At 70.8% G+C, this 14393-nt stretch carries 17 protein-coding genes; 9 read left to right on the plus strand and 8 right to left on the minus strand.

Annotated features, from left to right (window positions below):
* The first annotated feature begins 85 nt into the window (after positions 1-85).
* Entirely contained in the window at positions 86-1024 is a 939-nt protein-coding gene (locus OWR29_RS12705; RefSeq protein WP_267562897.1) for a carbohydrate kinase family protein, read from the plus strand.
* Here OWR29_RS12705 and OWR29_RS12710 read toward each other — a convergent pair.
* The 4 genes from OWR29_RS12710 to OWR29_RS12725 are packed head-to-tail and all read right to left on the minus strand — an operon-like array spanning position 1017 to position 3508.
* Positions 1017-1406 (minus strand): thioesterase family protein, encoded by a 390-nt coding sequence (locus OWR29_RS12710; RefSeq protein ID WP_267562898.1) that lies wholly within the window; start codon positions 1404-1406, stop codon positions 1017-1019. The genes OWR29_RS12705 and OWR29_RS12710 overlap by 8 nt on opposite strands.
* A gap of 9 nt (positions 1407-1415) precedes the next feature.
* Positions 1416-2786: a PH domain-containing protein gene (locus OWR29_RS12715; RefSeq protein WP_267562899.1), complete on the minus strand. Its 1371-nt coding sequence runs from the start codon at positions 2784-2786 to the stop codon at positions 1416-1418.
* Positions 2783-3277: a PH domain-containing protein gene (locus OWR29_RS12720; protein ID WP_267562900.1), complete on the minus strand. Its 495-nt coding sequence runs from the start codon at positions 3275-3277 to the stop codon at positions 2783-2785. The genes OWR29_RS12715 and OWR29_RS12720 overlap by 4 nt, the downstream gene beginning before the upstream one ends.
* Before the next feature lie 9 nt (positions 3278-3286).
* A complete protein-coding gene (locus OWR29_RS12725) occupies positions 3287-3508 on the minus strand; it encodes a hypothetical protein (RefSeq protein WP_267562901.1) in 222 nt (73 codons plus the stop codon).
* A 255-nt stretch (positions 3509-3763) separates the two neighbouring features.
* On the opposite strand from OWR29_RS12725, the gene OWR29_RS12730 reads away from it, so the two are divergent.
* Genes OWR29_RS12730 through OWR29_RS12740 form a run of 3 tightly spaced genes read left to right on the plus strand, consistent with a single transcriptional unit; the run spans position 3764 to position 6806 of the window.
* Positions 3764-4888, plus strand: a complete 1125-nt coding sequence (locus OWR29_RS12730; RefSeq protein ID WP_267562902.1) for an AAA family ATPase — start codon at positions 3764-3766, stop codon at positions 4886-4888.
* Positions 4870-5859 carry a DUF58 domain-containing protein gene (locus tag OWR29_RS12735; protein ID WP_267562904.1) on the plus strand — a complete coding sequence of 330 codons (990 nt, stop codon included), beginning with the start codon at positions 4870-4872 and terminating at the stop codon, positions 5857-5859. Before OWR29_RS12730 ends, OWR29_RS12735 begins: the two co-directional genes overlap by 19 nt.
* Complete coding sequence (locus OWR29_RS12740; protein ID WP_267562906.1) at positions 5856-6806, plus strand: 26S proteasome regulatory subunit RPN10; 951 nt, start codon at positions 5856-5858, stop codon at positions 6804-6806. Before OWR29_RS12735 ends, OWR29_RS12740 begins: the two co-directional genes overlap by 4 nt.
* Before the next feature lie 320 nt (positions 6807-7126).
* Here the strand turns inward: OWR29_RS12740 and OWR29_RS12745 are convergent, their stop codons facing one another.
* The 3 genes from OWR29_RS12745 to OWR29_RS12755 all read right to left on the minus strand — a co-directional run bounded on the left by OWR29_RS12745 (position 7127) and on the right by OWR29_RS12755 (position 10035).
* Positions 7127-8125, minus strand: coding sequence for an alpha/beta hydrolase (locus OWR29_RS12745; RefSeq protein WP_267562907.1), 999 nt, complete (start codon positions 8123-8125; stop codon positions 7127-7129).
* A 63-nt stretch (positions 8126-8188) separates the two neighbouring features.
* Positions 8189-8839, minus strand: coding sequence for a response regulator (locus OWR29_RS12750; RefSeq protein ID WP_267563263.1), 651 nt, complete (start codon positions 8837-8839; stop codon positions 8189-8191).
* Complete coding sequence (locus OWR29_RS12755; RefSeq protein WP_267562909.1) at positions 8836-10035, minus strand: sensor histidine kinase; 1200 nt, start codon at positions 10033-10035, stop codon at positions 8836-8838. The genes OWR29_RS12750 and OWR29_RS12755 overlap by 4 nt, the downstream gene beginning before the upstream one ends.
* 88 nt (positions 10036-10123) lie before the next feature.
* Between OWR29_RS12755 and OWR29_RS12760 the strand changes: the two genes are divergently transcribed.
* From OWR29_RS12760 to OWR29_RS12780, 5 genes are read left to right on the plus strand one after another with little or no spacing between them, the layout of a single operon-like run.
* On the plus strand, positions 10124-10828 hold the full coding sequence (locus OWR29_RS12760; RefSeq protein ID WP_267562910.1) for a beta-ketoacyl-ACP reductase: 705 nt from the start codon (positions 10124-10126) through the stop codon (positions 10826-10828).
* Between the two features lie 27 nt (positions 10829-10855).
* Positions 10856-11623 carry an enoyl-ACP reductase FabI gene (gene fabI / locus OWR29_RS12765; protein ID WP_267562911.1) on the plus strand — a complete coding sequence of 256 codons (768 nt, stop codon included), beginning with the start codon at positions 10856-10858 and terminating at the stop codon, positions 11621-11623.
* Between the two features lie 20 nt (positions 11624-11643).
* A complete protein-coding gene (locus tag OWR29_RS12770) occupies positions 11644-12657 on the plus strand; it encodes a ferrochelatase (protein WP_267562912.1) in 1014 nt (337 codons plus the stop codon).
* A complete protein-coding gene (locus OWR29_RS12775) occupies positions 12657-13436 on the plus strand; it encodes an HAD-IIA family hydrolase (RefSeq protein WP_267562914.1) in 780 nt (259 codons plus the stop codon). Before OWR29_RS12770 ends, OWR29_RS12775 begins: the two co-directional genes overlap by 1 nt.
* Before the next feature lie 5 nt (positions 13437-13441).
* Positions 13442-13840: an MmcQ/YjbR family DNA-binding protein gene (locus OWR29_RS12780; RefSeq protein ID WP_267562915.1), complete on the plus strand. Its 399-nt coding sequence runs from the start codon at positions 13442-13444 to the stop codon at positions 13838-13840.
* Here the strand turns inward: OWR29_RS12780 and OWR29_RS12785 are convergent.
* Positions 13830-14357 carry an alpha/beta hydrolase gene (locus OWR29_RS12785; protein ID WP_267562916.1) on the minus strand — a complete coding sequence of 176 codons (528 nt, stop codon included), beginning with the start codon at positions 14355-14357 and terminating at the stop codon, positions 13830-13832. The two genes, OWR29_RS12780 and OWR29_RS12785, sit on opposite strands and share 11 nt — an antisense overlap.
* Positions 14358-14393: the final 36 nt, after the last annotated feature.

The following is a 14393-nucleotide window of genomic DNA, read 5'->3' on the forward strand; positions in this document are numbered from 1 at the left end:
CCAAACTTGGACATTTCGTGCGAGCACTGGCGTGGCGCGTCCCGGACCGCGAGGCTGGTCCCACCACGACACAGGAGGAACTTCCATGGGCTACGCGGTGGTGCTCGGCGAGGCGCTGATCGATCTGCAGGAGGCCGAGCGCGACGGTGAAGTGGTCTACCGCCAGGCGATCGGCGGCGCGCCGCTCAACGTCGCCGTCGGCGCCACCCGGCTCGGCGGCCAGGTGCAGTACGTGGGCTCGCTGAGCGACGACGTGCTGGGCAACCGCCTCGCCGTGTTCCTCACCGAGCGCGGCGTCGGCACGGCCGGCGTCAAGCGCGTCTCCGTGCCGACCACGCTGGCCGTCACCACCTTCGTGGGGGCCGAGCCGACCTTCACCTTCTACGGCGAGCCGCCCTCGTACTCGCTGCTCGGCCCGGCCGACCTCGACACGGCCACCATCGCCGGCGCCGACGTGGTCTACACGGGCTCGATCTGCCTGCTGCGTGAGCCGTTCCGGGCCGCCGCCCGGGCCGCGTGGGCGACGCCCGGCCCGCTGCGCGTCTTCGACCCCAACGCCCGGCCCACCCTGCTGCCCGACGGCGCCGCCGTGACCCACCTGCGCGAGCTCTCCGAAGAGTTCTTCGCCACGGCCGACCTGGTCAAGCTCAGCTCGGCCGACGCCGAGGTGCTGTACGACGGCGCGACGCCCGAGCAGGCGGCCGAGCGCATCCGCGGCCTCGGGGCCAAGGCCGTCGTCGTCACGTGGGGTTCCAAGGGGGCGTTCGTCTCGGCCGGCGAGGGCGCGGTCATGCTGCCGGCGCCCAAGGTCGACGCGATCGACGCCACCGGCGCCGGCGACTCGGTGATGGGCGCCCTGGTGCGCCGCCTGCTCGCCGACGGCCTGCCCAAGGACCTGGACGGCTGGCAGCGCAACGTGCGCTTCGCCCTGGCCGTGGCCGCCCTGGTGTGCGAACGCCGGGGCGGCGCCGTGGCCATGCCGACCAACGAGGAAGTGGTGGCCCGCTGGGGCACCCTCAGCTGATCGCCTTCTCGATGAAGCGCTGCCGGTCGAGCATCATCCGCTCGACCAGCACCTCGGCCACCAGCGTCTCGCCCTGGCGGACGACGACCTCGAAGTGCAGCTTGCGGCCCTCGGCCTTGCCCAGCGTGGCCAGCGCGTGCACCTGGCGCCCGACCGGCGTCGGCGCCAGGTGCGAGATCTCGGCCCGCACCCCGACCGTGGTGAGCCCGCCCGGCAGGTGGCGGGCGGTGGCGGCGACGGTGGCCGCCTCGGCCAGCGCCAGCACCCGCGGCGTGGCCAGCACGGGCACGTCGCCCGAGCCGAGCGCCTGCGCCGTGTCGGCATCGGTGACGGTCAACTCGACCCGGGCGCTGAGACCGGGCGGGAATTCCGGAAGCTCCATGACAAGAGCTTAGGACTGTGAGGGCTGCGGCGTTCGTGCGCGCCGCGCCCGTACGGCCAGTTCGGCCGCCAGCGCGTAGGCCTCGGCCAGGTCGCGGTCCTTGGCCTGACCCGACCGGCCGCGCGCGGTGTCCGCATAGACGGTGGCCAGCCCCAGCATCCGCTGCAGCGGACCCTGCACCACCCGGACGCTCTGCAGGCGGGCGTACGGCACCAGCTGCATCTCGCGCGTCAGCAGCCCCCACCGCGTGACCAGCACCTCGGGTGTCAGCCCGACCCCGATCGACCGCAGCGCGATCGGGTTGAGCCAGCGCGCCCGCTTCGGTGGCGGCGAGGTGGCCAGCGCGGCCAGGTCGACGCCGGGCAGCACGTCCCACACCAGCGACCGGGCGGTGTCGAACTCGCCCACCGGCAGCAGACGGTCGGACCGCTTGGAGTCGCCGCCGCCCTCGCCCGCGTAACCGGCCACGGCCAGCCGCAGGTGCAGCCAGCCCTGGCCGCGCCAGAGCAGCGGCCACGTCGCGCCGACCGCCTGCACCCGGTTGAGCGGCACGATCTGGCTGCGCGTCTCGACCAGGCCGTACCGCACGACCAGCCGATCCTCCGGGTCGCGGGCCAGGCGGAAGTCCCAGTCCTGCAGGACGCGGCGCACCGGCTGCAGCAGCACGCCGGCCATCGCCGTCACCGTGCTGGCGATGCCGACGAAGGTCCACGACCCCTCCATCACGAACTGCAGCACCACGAACGCCACGCCGACCGGCAGGAAGAACGCCTGCGGGGTGAGCAGCTGGCTGACCACCAGATCGCGGTTCCTGACCCGCAGCAGCGGGCGTTCGAGGGTGGGCGCGGTGGCGGCCGCGTCGGCCGGCTGGTCGGTCGGTTGCGCTACTGATTGCGTACGACCGGCGAGCGCGAGAAGCCGCTGCCGGAGCGCAGCCGCCTCGCGCACCGTCAGGTAGGCCAGCGGCGCCTCGGTCTTGCCGCCGCCGATCACCTCGAGACGCAGCTCGGCCAGCCCGGTGAGCTGGGCCAGCAGCGGCCGCCGGAGCTCCACCGCCTGCAGCCGCTCGAGCGGGATGGCCCGGTTCCGCCGCCAGATCACCCCGTCCGAGATGCGCAGCTCGCGCCCGACCACCTGGTAGCCCGTGGTGAGCCAGCCGAAGATCGAGAAGATCACCACGGCTACCGCGATGACGGCCACGACCAGCGCGAACCGCTCGAGCCCGACCTGCGACAGCGTCTGCCACGAGAGGGCGGCCACCACCACCGCGATGCTCTTGGCGCCGTGCAGCACCGGGCTCAGCGGGTGCAGGCGGCGGCGGGGCTCCACGACGGCGGCCTCGGGCGGGGCCGTCGGTTGCGGGGGGCCGGCGGCGGTCACAGGCCCTCGGCCCGGTCCTCGCCGAGCGCGGTGAGCCTGTCCCGCAGGCGCGAGGCCTCGGCCGGCTCGAGCCCGGGGATCTGCGCGTCGCTGGCCGCCGCGGCCGTGTGCAGCTGCACCGTGGCCAGCCCGAACGCGCGTTCCAGGGGCCCGGCCGTGACGTCGACGAACTGCATTCGCGCGTACGGGACGATGGACAGCCGCCGGACCAGGAGCCCGTGCCGGACCAGCAGGTCCTGATCGCGTTCCGCGTAGCCCCACGCCCGTACGGCCCGGAAGGTGACGAACGAGCGCCAGATCGAGTTCAGCACGACCACCGCGATGCCGAGTTTCCACAGCCAGTGGCCCTGCAGCACCAGGCCGACGCACAGGCCGGCGACCAGGATCACCGTCCAGCTCCAGCGGACGATCAGCTCCACTGTGATCAGCTTCGGCGAGACCGAGCGCCATTCCACGGTGTCGGGCCAGGGGGTCAGGGCGTCGACGCTCACCCCTTGAGCCTAGGAGATGGGCGCATCGGTTGCCGCACCGAAGGGCGTCACTTCGCGCAGGAATCCGCGTACTTCCAGGAACTGGCCCAGCGTGACCCGGTGCTCGTCGCAGGCCAGCCAGGTTTTGCGGTAGTCAGGGGTGTGCAGCTTGGGGTTGTTCCACCGGAGCTGCCACTTCGCATCAGCGCGACATCCCTTGGAGGAGCACTGAGGCTCAGCGGGACCATTCATGCGCTCAAGAGTATTGAGCGCCGGGCGACCACGGGGGAAGCCGCCCGGCGACGGGGACGATGTTACACGCTTCGGGACACGGCGCATCCTCCCCGCGGAGGTGCCCGTTCCGGCGCATCGCGCATAAAGATCGACTCGCGCGGACCATGGCGGAGCGCATCGGCGGCGCGTAATGCGACACCACGAGCACGCTCTCAGGTCGGTCGTGTAAGTCTTGAGCGTCGGCAGACGATTTTCGACCGCTGTGGAGGACCGGTGGCTCAGCCGCTCACGCCCGAGACCGAGACGAATTCCGGTAGCGGCGCGCCCGTGCCGCCCGCCCAGGACGCGTCCCAGCTCGAGCGCGCGATGTTCGAGGTCAAGCGGGTGATCGTCGGCCAGGACAGGATGGTCGAGCGCATGTTCGTGGCGCTGCTGGCGCGCGGGCACTGCCTGCTCGAGGGCGTGCCCGGCGTGGCCAAGACGCTCGCCGTCGAGACGCTGGCCCGGGTGGTCGGCGGCTCGTTCTCGCGCGTGCAGTTCACGCCCGACCTGGTGCCGGCCGACATCGTCGGCACCCGCATCTACCGCCAGAGCAGCGAGAAGTTCGACGTCGAGCTGGGCCCGGTGTTCGTCAACTTCCTGCTCGCCGACGAGATCAACCGGGCCCCGGCCAAGGTGCAGTCGGCCCTGCTCGAGGTGATGGCTGAGCACCAGGTGTCGATCGGCGGGCAGACCCACGAGGTGCCCACCCCGTTCCTGGTCATGGCCACCCAGAACCCGATCGAGCAGGAGGGCGTCTACCCCCTGCCCGAGGCGCAGCGCGACCGCTTCCTCATGAAGATCCTGGTCGGCTACCCGACCGACGCCGAGGAGCGCGAGATCGTCTACCGCATGGGCGTGAGCGCGCCCGAGCCCAAGACGGTCTTCACCACCGAAGACCTGCTCGGCCTGCAGCGCCGGGCCGACCAGGTGTTCGTGCACAACGCCCTGGTCGACTACACGGTCCGGCTGGTGCTGGCCACCCGCGCCCCGGCCCAGCACGGCATGCCCGACGTGGCCCAGCTGATCCAGTACGGCGCCAGCCCGCGCGCCTCGCTCGGCATCGTCCGCGCCACCCGCGCGCTGGCCCTGCTGCGCGGCCGCGACTACGCGCTGCCCCAGGACGTGCAGGACATCGCGCCCGACATCCTGCGCCACCGCCTGGTGCTCAGCTACGACGCGCTGGCCGACGACATCCCGGCCGACCACATCGTGGCCCGCATCATGCAGAGCGTCCCGCTGCCCTCGGTCGCGGCCCGCCAGGGCACCTCGCCCAACGGCGCCCACCCGGCCGCCCCGGTCAGCGGCGGGCCGCAGCCGCACAACCAGGCGGGTGCGGTGTGGCCGGCACAACACTAGGCGGCGACACGGGCACCGGCACCGCGCGGGCCGAGGCCGTCCTTTCGCGCCTGCAACTGCTGGTCACCCGCAAACTCGACGGGCTGCTGCAGGGCGACTACGCCGGCCTGCTGCCGGGGCCGGGCAGCGAAGCCGGGGAGTCGCGCGAATACCGCCCGGGCGACGACGTGCGCCGCATGGACTGGCCGGTCACGGCCCGCACCACGCTGCCGCACGTGCGCCGGACGGTGGCCGACCGTGAGCTCGAGACGTGGATGGCGATCGACCTCAGCGCCAGCCTCGACTTCGGCACGGCGCTGCACCTCAAACGCGATCTGGTGCTCGCCGCGGCGACGGCGATGGCCCATTTGACCGTACGGGGTGGCAACCGCATCGGCGCTGTCGTGGGCACGGGCGCGGGGTCGGTGCCGAAAAGTCGTTTCCGCCGCCGTGCGCCCGAGGCCCCGGCGGCCGCGCCGGTCATCCGCCTGCCGGCCCGCCCCGGCCGCAAAGAGGCCCAGGGCCTGCTGCGCGCGATCGCCCACACCGAGATCCGCCCCGGCCGGGCCGACCTGGGCGCGCTGATCGACATGCTCAACCGGCCGCCCCGCCGCCGCGGGGTGGCCGTCGTGATCTCCGACTTCATGGCCCCGGTCGACGGCTGGGCCCGGCCCGTCCGCAAACTGGGCGTACGCCACGACGTGCTCGCCATCGAGGTCGTCGACCCGCGCGAGCTCGAACTGCCCGACGTCGGCGTGCTCACCCTGGCCGACCCCGAGACGGGCGAACTGCACGAGGTGCAGACGGCCGACCCCAAGCTGCGCCACCGCTACGCCGAGGCGGCGGCCGAGCAGCGCGGCGCCATCGCCACCGCCCTGCGCGCGGCCGGCGCCGCCCACCTGCGCCTGCGCACCGACACCGACTGGCTGCTGGACATCGTCCGCTTCGTGGCCGCCCAACGACACGCACGCACCCGGGGGACCACCCGATGATCCGATTCCTCGAGCCGTGGTGGCTCCTCGCGCTGCTCCCGGTGCTGGCCGTGGCCGGCATCTACACGTGGCGGCAGTTCCGCAAACGCACGTACGCGATGCGCTTCACCAACGTCGACCTGCTGCGCACCCTCGCCCCCAAGGGCCTGGGCTGGCGCAAGCACATCTCGGCGGCGGCGTTCCTGCTCTCGCTGCTGACCCTGGGCGCGGCGCTGGCCCGCCCGTCGGTCGACAAAGAGGAACCGCTCGAACGGGCCACAGTGATGCTGGCCATCGACGTGTCCCTGTCGATGGAGGCCGACGACGTGGCCCCCAACCGCATCGAGGCGGCCCAGGAGGCGGCCAAGGCGTTCGTCAACGAGCTCCCACCCACGTACAACCTGGGTCTGGTGTCGTTCGCGAAAGCGGCCAACGTGCTCGTCTCGCCGACCAAGGACCGCTCCGAGGTGATCTCGGCCATCGACGGCCTGACCCTGGCCGAGGCGACCGCCACCGGCGAGGCCGTGTTCACCTCGCTCGACGCCATCCGCTCGGTGCCGGCCGACGGGGCCGACGGCGCGCCACCGGCCCGGATCGTGCTGCTCTCCGACGGCTACCGCACGTCGGGCCGCTCGGTCGAGGACGCGGCCACGGCGGCGTCCCAGGCCAACGTGCCCGTGTCGACCATCGCGTTCGGCACGGACACCGGCGTGGTCGACATCCGCGGCGCGCTCCAGCGGGTGCCGGTCGACCGGTTGTCGCTGCAGCAGCTGGCCGAGAAGACCAAGGGCTACTTCTACGAGGCGGCGTCGGTCAGCGAGCTCAAGCAGGTGTACGAGGACATGGGCAGCTCGATCGGCCACCGCGTCGAGCCGCGCGAGGTCACCCAGTGGTACGCGGGTCTGGCCCTGCTGCTCGGCCTGGCGGCGGCCGGTCTGTCGCTGATCTGGACGTCCCGCCTGCCTTAGGGGGTGCTGTGGGCCAGCACGAAAAGGACGACCACGTAGACGGCGGCGACCGTGAAGGTCAGGGGTGCGATGAGGTTCTTCATCTGACGGCTTCTTCCGCTGGTGACTGGCAACTTTTCAGCGCACGTCACGTCGCGGCCGGCGCCCACGCATCCTTCGTCGCGGCGCACACGACTGGGGGCCCGGAGGGCCTGGTGGATGCGGGGCTCAGTGAATATCGGCCCGGCCACGACTAGGAGGATCGCTATCTCGCACAGCGATCACCTCCAGCAAGTCGTTCGGCGTCAGGACCGACCGGAACAATACCCCTTAAGACCAACTTAAGAAACGTCGCCCGCCCCGTCGTGGCCGAGACCACCCGAGAGGACGACGTCGCCCACCGCCTTCAGTGTCGAACTGCCCGGCACAAGGTAGAAATCGTGCCCGGCGACACCTTCGGTGGGCAGGGCCGACGCCCCGAATCCGGCCGAGGTCGGTCGCTTGCCGAGCCCCAGCCCGAGCACCCGCACCTGAGGCACCCGCCGAATCCAGTCGGTCGGCGCGAGAGCCGACCAGACCCGCGCCCCACCCAACTCGGCGGCCCGATCGACACCGATGCCCGGCGCACCCAGCGTGACGACGTCACCCACCTCGGGCAGATCCTTGGCGGCCAGCCCGGCCACGATCGAGCCGTAGCTGTGGCCGATCAGCGTGACGTGCTTCGAGGGCAACAACTCACGCACAAAGCCGGTCAGCGCGACGGCGCCCGCCCGGGCCCGCCCCTCGGTGGCCGCCGCCAACCCGATCCCCTCCGGCGGGTCATACCCGAGCCAGGCGATGACGGCGGTGTGCGGGTCCAGCTTGGCGAGCATGTCGTACAGAGCTCGGGCTTGGACGCCGGGCGCCCGGCGCGGAACACCACCAAGCCCACGATCAAAGTCAGCGAGCGTGGTGTCCACCCCGGGAATGAGCACAGCGACCCGGGTGGCGGTGGAGAGGTCGCCGAGCACTTCCGCGGTGCGGCCGTCACCCGCCGGATCGAAGAACAGAAAGTGGCGGCCCTGAGCGGCCCAATTGGCGTAGGGGCAGCCGGTGGCAAGCATCCGGGTGGCGGTCGCGCGGTAGAGGCCGACGAGCGCTTGGCTGCCTGTGGACAACGGCGGCGCGAAGCCGGCGTCCACCGACGTGCCTGTGGACAACGCGACGCGTGCTTGGTCCGATTCCCCTAGGCTGCCCACCCTGGGTGGGGCGGCGGCGTGGGCTTGGCTCGATCGCGCGGGGACGGGCAGCGTGAGGGCGAGGAAGCTGGTCAGAACAAGGGCGAGCGGCAGGATTCGCATGGGCCGCAGCGTCCGGCCGAAGTACCCCCGCGATCGTCACACCAGAGACCGCAATCGATGGTGCTACCCAGGTATGACGAGGCCTGTTTCGTAGGCGAAAACGACTGCTTGGGCTCGGTCTCGCAGGTTGAGCTTGGCCAGGATGCGGCCGATGTGGGTCTTGACGGTTTGTTCGGCCACGACGAGGTCTTCGGCTATCTCCTGGTTGGACTGTCCTCGCGCGATGAGGCGTAGGACGTCGGTTTCGCGGGGGGTCAGGGCGTTGAGGGCGGCCGGTTTCGGGCGGGCGGCTCCGGGGCGGGCGGCGAATTCGGCTATCAGGCGGCGGGTCACCGACGGGGCCAGCAGGGCTTCGCCGGCGGCGACTATGCGCACGGCGTTGATGAGGTCGGCGGCGGGGGCGTCTTTCAGCAGGAAGCCGCTCGCTCCGGCGCGCAGTGCCGCGTACACGTAATCGTCCAGGTCGAATGTGGTCAGGATTAGAACCTTGGGGCCGTCGGGCTGGTTGAGGCGGCGGGTTGCTTCCAGGCCGTCCATTATTGGCATGCGTACGTCCATCAGGACCACGTCCGGGCGGAGTTCGCGGGACTGGGCCACCGCGGCGGCTCCGTCGGCGGCGTCGCCCACCACGAGCATGTCGGGCTGGGCGGCCAGCAGGGCGCCGAAGCCCTGGCGGACCATGGCCTGGTCGTCGGCGATCAGGATCTTGATCACTGGTCTCCCCATGGCAATCTCGCGCGTACGACGAAATGGTCGTTCTCGGGGGCGGCGGTGAGCGTGCCGCCCAGCAGTTCGGCCCGTTCCCGCATGCCGTCCAGGCCGTGGCCCTTGCCTTGGGTGACCGCGGTCGTCAGCGGGTTGCGCACGGTGAGTTCGAGCCGGTCGTCGAAGCCGTGGGCGTCGACGGTGACCGGGCGGCCCGGGGCGTGGCGGGCGGCGTTGGCCAGGGCTTCCTGCACGATGCGGTAGGCGGCCAGGCTCACCGTCTCGGGCAGCTCGGGCACGTCGTGCTGGTCGTAGCTGACCTTGATGCCGGCCGCCCGCGCCGTCTCGACCAGGTCTTTCACCTCGGCGAAGCCGGGTTGGGGAGCACGCGGCGCCTCGTCCTGTTCGGCTCGCAGCACGCCCAGCAGACGCCTCATGTCGGTCAGGGCCTCGCGGGCGGCGTCGGCGATGGTGGCCAGCTCCTCCTTGGCCGGGTCGGACAGGTCGCCCACCCGGTACGGCGCCGTCTCGGCCCGGACGGCGATCATCGACATGTGGTGGGCGACCACGTCGTGCATCTCGCGGGCGATCCGGGTGCGTTCCTCGAGGACGGCCCGTTTGGCCCGCTCCTGCTCGGTGAGCTCGACGCTCTCGGCGAGCAGGGCCTTCGTACGGCGCCGGCGCGCGACGATGTCGCCCAGCGCGGCGATCGTCACCATCAGGATCGCCGCGCCCCACGCGTTCGCGTACGGGGCGTACACGAAGACCGGGATCAGGTTGAAGGCGGTGGCCCAGATGGTCAGGCCGGCGTCCTCGACCACCGCGAGGCGGCCCATGACCAGCAAAAAGCCGAGGATCTGGACCGAGTTCCAGGGCCACGACTCCTTCGGGCCGGCCTGCAGCGCGCCGAGGAACAGCATCAGGAACCCCAGCCGCCAGGCCAGCACGGGGCGACGGAGAGTGAGCACGACCGGCAGCACCGAGCCGACCGCGACGACGGCCACCCAGAACGGGTCGAGCGACCGGTTCTCGGTCAGGTAGACGCCGGTGACGAGGCCCAGGCCGGCCAGGGCGAGCAGGCCCAGGGGCAGCACATAGATCCAGATGCGCGCCGTCGGGGCCGGGCGCGGAACCTCGCGGGACCAGAACAGGCGGCGTAGCGGCCCCGTGGCATTGCGCCGGGTCACCGGGCCGATAGTCTCCACTCCGGCAGGTTACGGCGCTGCGCACCGCGCCGTCGTGCCCCCGCGGTGCCATCCGGCACCCCCTACCTGGGTATGAGGAGCGAAGGTCGTGGCTCGCACGGTATTGGTGACAGGCGGCAACCGGGGCATCGGCCTCGCCATCGCGCAGGCTTTCGCCAAGCAGGGTGACCGGGTCGCGGTCACGCACCGGGGCAGCGGCGCTCCCGAGGGCCTGTACGGGGTGCAGTGCGACATCACCGACCCGGCTCAGGTCGACGCCGCGTTCACCCAGATCGAGAAGGAGCTCGGCCCGGTCGAGGTGCTGGTGGCCAACGCCGGCATCACCGACGACACGCTGCTGCTGCGCATGAGCGAGGAGCAGTTCGAACGGGTCATCGACACGAACCTCAAGGGCTCGTTCCGGGTCGCCAAGCGGGCCAGCTCGAAGATGCTGCGCGCCAAGTGGGGCCGGATCATCTTCATCTCGTCCGTGGTCGGGTTGTACGGCGGTCCGGGCCAGGTGAACTACGCGGCCAGCAAGGCCGGTCTGGTCGGCATGGCCCGCAGCATCACCCGCGAGCTGGGCAGCCGCAACATCACGGCCAACGTGGTGGCCCCGGGCTTCATCGACACCGAGATGACCCAGGTGCTGTCGGACGACCGGCGGGCCGAGATCATCAAGGCGGTGCCGGCGGGCCGGCTGGCCACGGTCGACGAGGTCGCGGCGGCCGTCACCTTCCTGGCCGGTGACACGGCCGGCTACATCAACGGCGCCGTCATCCCGGTCGACGGCGGCCTCGGCATGGGCCACTGAATCCCTATAGAAGGAGCGATTACCACTGTGTCTGGATTGCTGGCCGGCAAACGGCTGCTCATCACCGGCGTGATCACGGACGCTTCCATCGCGTTCTCGGCGGCCAAGATCGCTCAGGAGAACGGCGCGAAGGTCGTGCTGACCGGGTTCGGCCGCATGTCGCTGGTCGAGCGGATCGCCAAGCGTCTGCCCGAGCCGCCGCCGGTGATCGAGCTCGACGTCACCGACGCGGAGCACCTGGCCGCGCTGCCGGACAAGGTGCGCGAGCACGTGGACGGGCTCGACGGGGTGCTGCACTCGATCGCGTTCGGGCCGCAGAGCGTGCTGGGCGGCGAGTTCCTGAACGCCCAGTGGGAGGACGTGTCGAAGGCGCTGCACGTCTCGACGTACTCGTACCAGTCTCTGGCCGTTGCCTGCCTGCCGCTCATGCAGGCCGGCGGCAGCGTCGTGGGCCTGACGTTCGACGCCACCAAGGCGTGGCCGGTCTACGACTGGATGGGCGTGGCCAAGGCGGGCCTCGAGTCGGCCAACCGCTACCTGGCCCTGCACCTGGGCGGTAAAGGCATCCGCAGCAACCTGGTCTCGGCCGGCCCGCTGCGCACGATGGCGGCCAAGTCGATCCCCGGCTTCGAGCAGTTCGAGGACGCGTGGGCCGACCGGGCGCCGCTGGGCTGGGACCTGCACGACACGTCCGCCGCCGGCAAGGCGATCTGCGCGCTGCTGTCGGACTGGTTCCCGGCCACCACGGGTGAGGTTGTGCACGTCGACGGGGGCTACCACGCGCTCGGCGCCTAGTCCGGTGGAATAGTGGACGAGTGGTCTATGACGCGTTCGTCCTGCTGTCCTTCGGCGGGCCCGAGAAGCCCGATGACGTGATGCCGTTCCTGCGCAACGTGGTGCGCGGGCGCGGCGTCCCGGATGAGCGCCTGGCCGAGGTGGCCGAGCACTACTACCACTTCGGCGGCGTCTCGCCGATCAACCAGCAGAACCGCGATCTGCTGGCCGCGGTGGGCAAGGACTTCGCCGCGAACGGAGTCGACCTGCCCACGTACTGGGGCAACCGCAACTGGCACCCGATGCTCGCCGACACCGTGGCCCGGATGCGCGACGACGGTGTCACCCACGCCCTCGGGTTCGCCACCAGCGCGTACGGCGGGTATTCGTCGTGCAAGCAGTACTGGGAAGACATCGCCAACGCCCGGGCCAAGGTCGGCCCGGGTGCGCCGGTCATCTCGAAGCTGCGCCAGTTCTGGGATCACCCCGGCTTCGTCGGGCCGCACAAGAACGCCGTACGGGCCGCTCTGGCCACCCTCGACGAGAGCCGCCGCGAGACGACGCGCCTGGTCTTCACCGCCCACTCGATCCCGCTGAGCATGGCCAAGACCGCGGGGCCGACCGGTGGGCGCTACGAGGCGCAACTGCACGAGACGGCGCGGCTGGTCGCCGGTCACGACGACTGGGACCTGGTGTGGCAGAGCCGTTCCGGCCCGCCGCAGGTGCCCTGGCTCGAACCGGACATCAACGATCACCTCGAGGCCCTGAAGGAGCGGGGCGTGACCGATGTCGTCGTCAGCCCGATCGGGTTCGTCTCCGACCACCTCGAGGTGATCTGGGACCTCGACAACGAGGCCGCCGAGACGGCCAAGCGGCTCGGCCTGGGGTACGCGCGGGCGGCCACCCCCGGCATCGATCCGCAGTTCGTCACGATGGTGCGGGAACTGGTTCAGGAGCGCACCGACGGGGCGCCGCTCAAGAGGCTCGGTACGCTGCCGGTCTGGGACGACTGCCCGGTCCCGTGCTGTCCACCCCCACAGCGACGAGGAGCATGATGACTGAGCGCAAGGCCGTCGAGAGCTGGCTCACCGACATGGACGGGGTCCTCGTCCACGAGGGTGTGCCGGTGCCGGGCGCCCCCGAGTTCGTGCACAAGATGAAGACCTCCGGCAAGCCGTTCCTGATCCTGACCAACAACTCGATCTACACGCCGCGTGACCTGCAGGCCCGGCTGGCCCGCATGGGCATCGAGGTGCCCGAGCAGTCGATCTGGACGGCCGCCCTGGCCACCGCCCAGTTCCTGGCCGATCAGCGGCCGGGCGGCACGGCGTACGTCATCGGCGAGGCCGGCCTGACCACGGCCATGCACGCGACCGGGTACGTGCTGACCGAGTTCGACCCCGACTACGTGGTGCTCGGCGAGACCCGCACCTACAGCTTCGAGGCGATAACCAAGGCGATCCGGCTCATCGACGGCGGCGCGCGCTTCATCTGCACCAACCCGGATGCGACCGGCCCCTCCAACGAGGGCGCGCTGCCCGCGGCCGGCTCGGTGGCCGCCATGATCAGCAAGGCCACCGGCGTCGACCCGTACTTCGTGGGCAAGCCCAACCCGATGATGATGCGCTCGGCGCTCAACGTCATCGGCGGCCACAGCGAGAGCACGGCCATGATCGGCGACCGGATGGACACCGACGTGCTGTGCGGCCTCGAAGCCGGCCTCGAGACGATCCTGGTCCTCACCGGCATCAGCACCCGGGAAGAGGCCGAGCGCTACCCGTTCCGGCCGTCCCGCATCATCAACTCGGTGGCCGACCTGATCGACGAGATCTGACCGCGATGGGCCATCCGGTGATGTTCGACAACGAAGATCAACTGCTTTCCCGCGTACGGGAAATGGCCCTCGAATTTCCCGATGCGGCAGAGAAGGTGTCGCACGGGATCCCGGCTTTCTACACCACCAAAGTGTTCGCGTATTACGGCGGCTCGGTGAAGGTCAACGGCGAATATCGGCGGCATCATCAGTCGGTATTGGTGTTGCTGGAACCGGACGAGCGCGAGGCGCTGGTGGACGACTCGCGCTGTTACGTGCCGGCCTATCTGGGGCCCAGCGGGTGGATCGGGATCGATCTGGACGACGACACCGACTGGGCCGAGATCGGCGAACTGCTCGACGCCAGCTATCGCCGCACGGCCGGGCCACGAAGGGTGGCCCGGCTCGACGCCGCTAGGGGATGAGCCGGTCGACCAGCGGGAACTCGTCGTAGACCTGGTTGTAGTCGCCGAAGTGGCCGTCGTCGCGGACGATCTGCGTGCCGCCCAAATTGTCGAACATGGCGCGGCCCTGGCGGTCGTCGCAGCCGTACGGGTCGTTGCGGGAATTGATGAAATAGAGCTCGCCGCCGTTGGCCCGAATGGTGTCCCAGTCGTAGCTGTCCTGCAGCACGGGCTCCTCGGAATCGTTGGGCCGGGTGCAATAGCCGGCGACGAGGATCGCCTGGCTCACGCGCACGTGCTCGAGCAGCGCCAGCAGCAGCGCGGCCCCGCCGGAATGGCCGACGAGCACCGTCTGCTCGTCGAAGCGGTGCGATTCGAGGATGCGGGGCAGTAACCCGGCGACCGGGTCGGCGTTGATTCCGGGGTAATGCGGAACTTCGACGTCGTACACCCGCTCGGCCAGCCGTGCCGCGAGCCAGGGGTACCAAGCCACGCCCGGGTGGGCGCCCGTCCCGTGAAAGATGATCGCGTTTCGCATCGTCGCATTCTCGCAGGCGGTCGAATTGTCATAGTG

The sequence above is a fragment of the Paractinoplanes pyxinae genome, from assembly GCF_026626335.1.
Lineage (GTDB): Bacteria > Actinomycetota > Actinomycetes > Mycobacteriales > Micromonosporaceae > Actinoplanes > Actinoplanes pyxinae.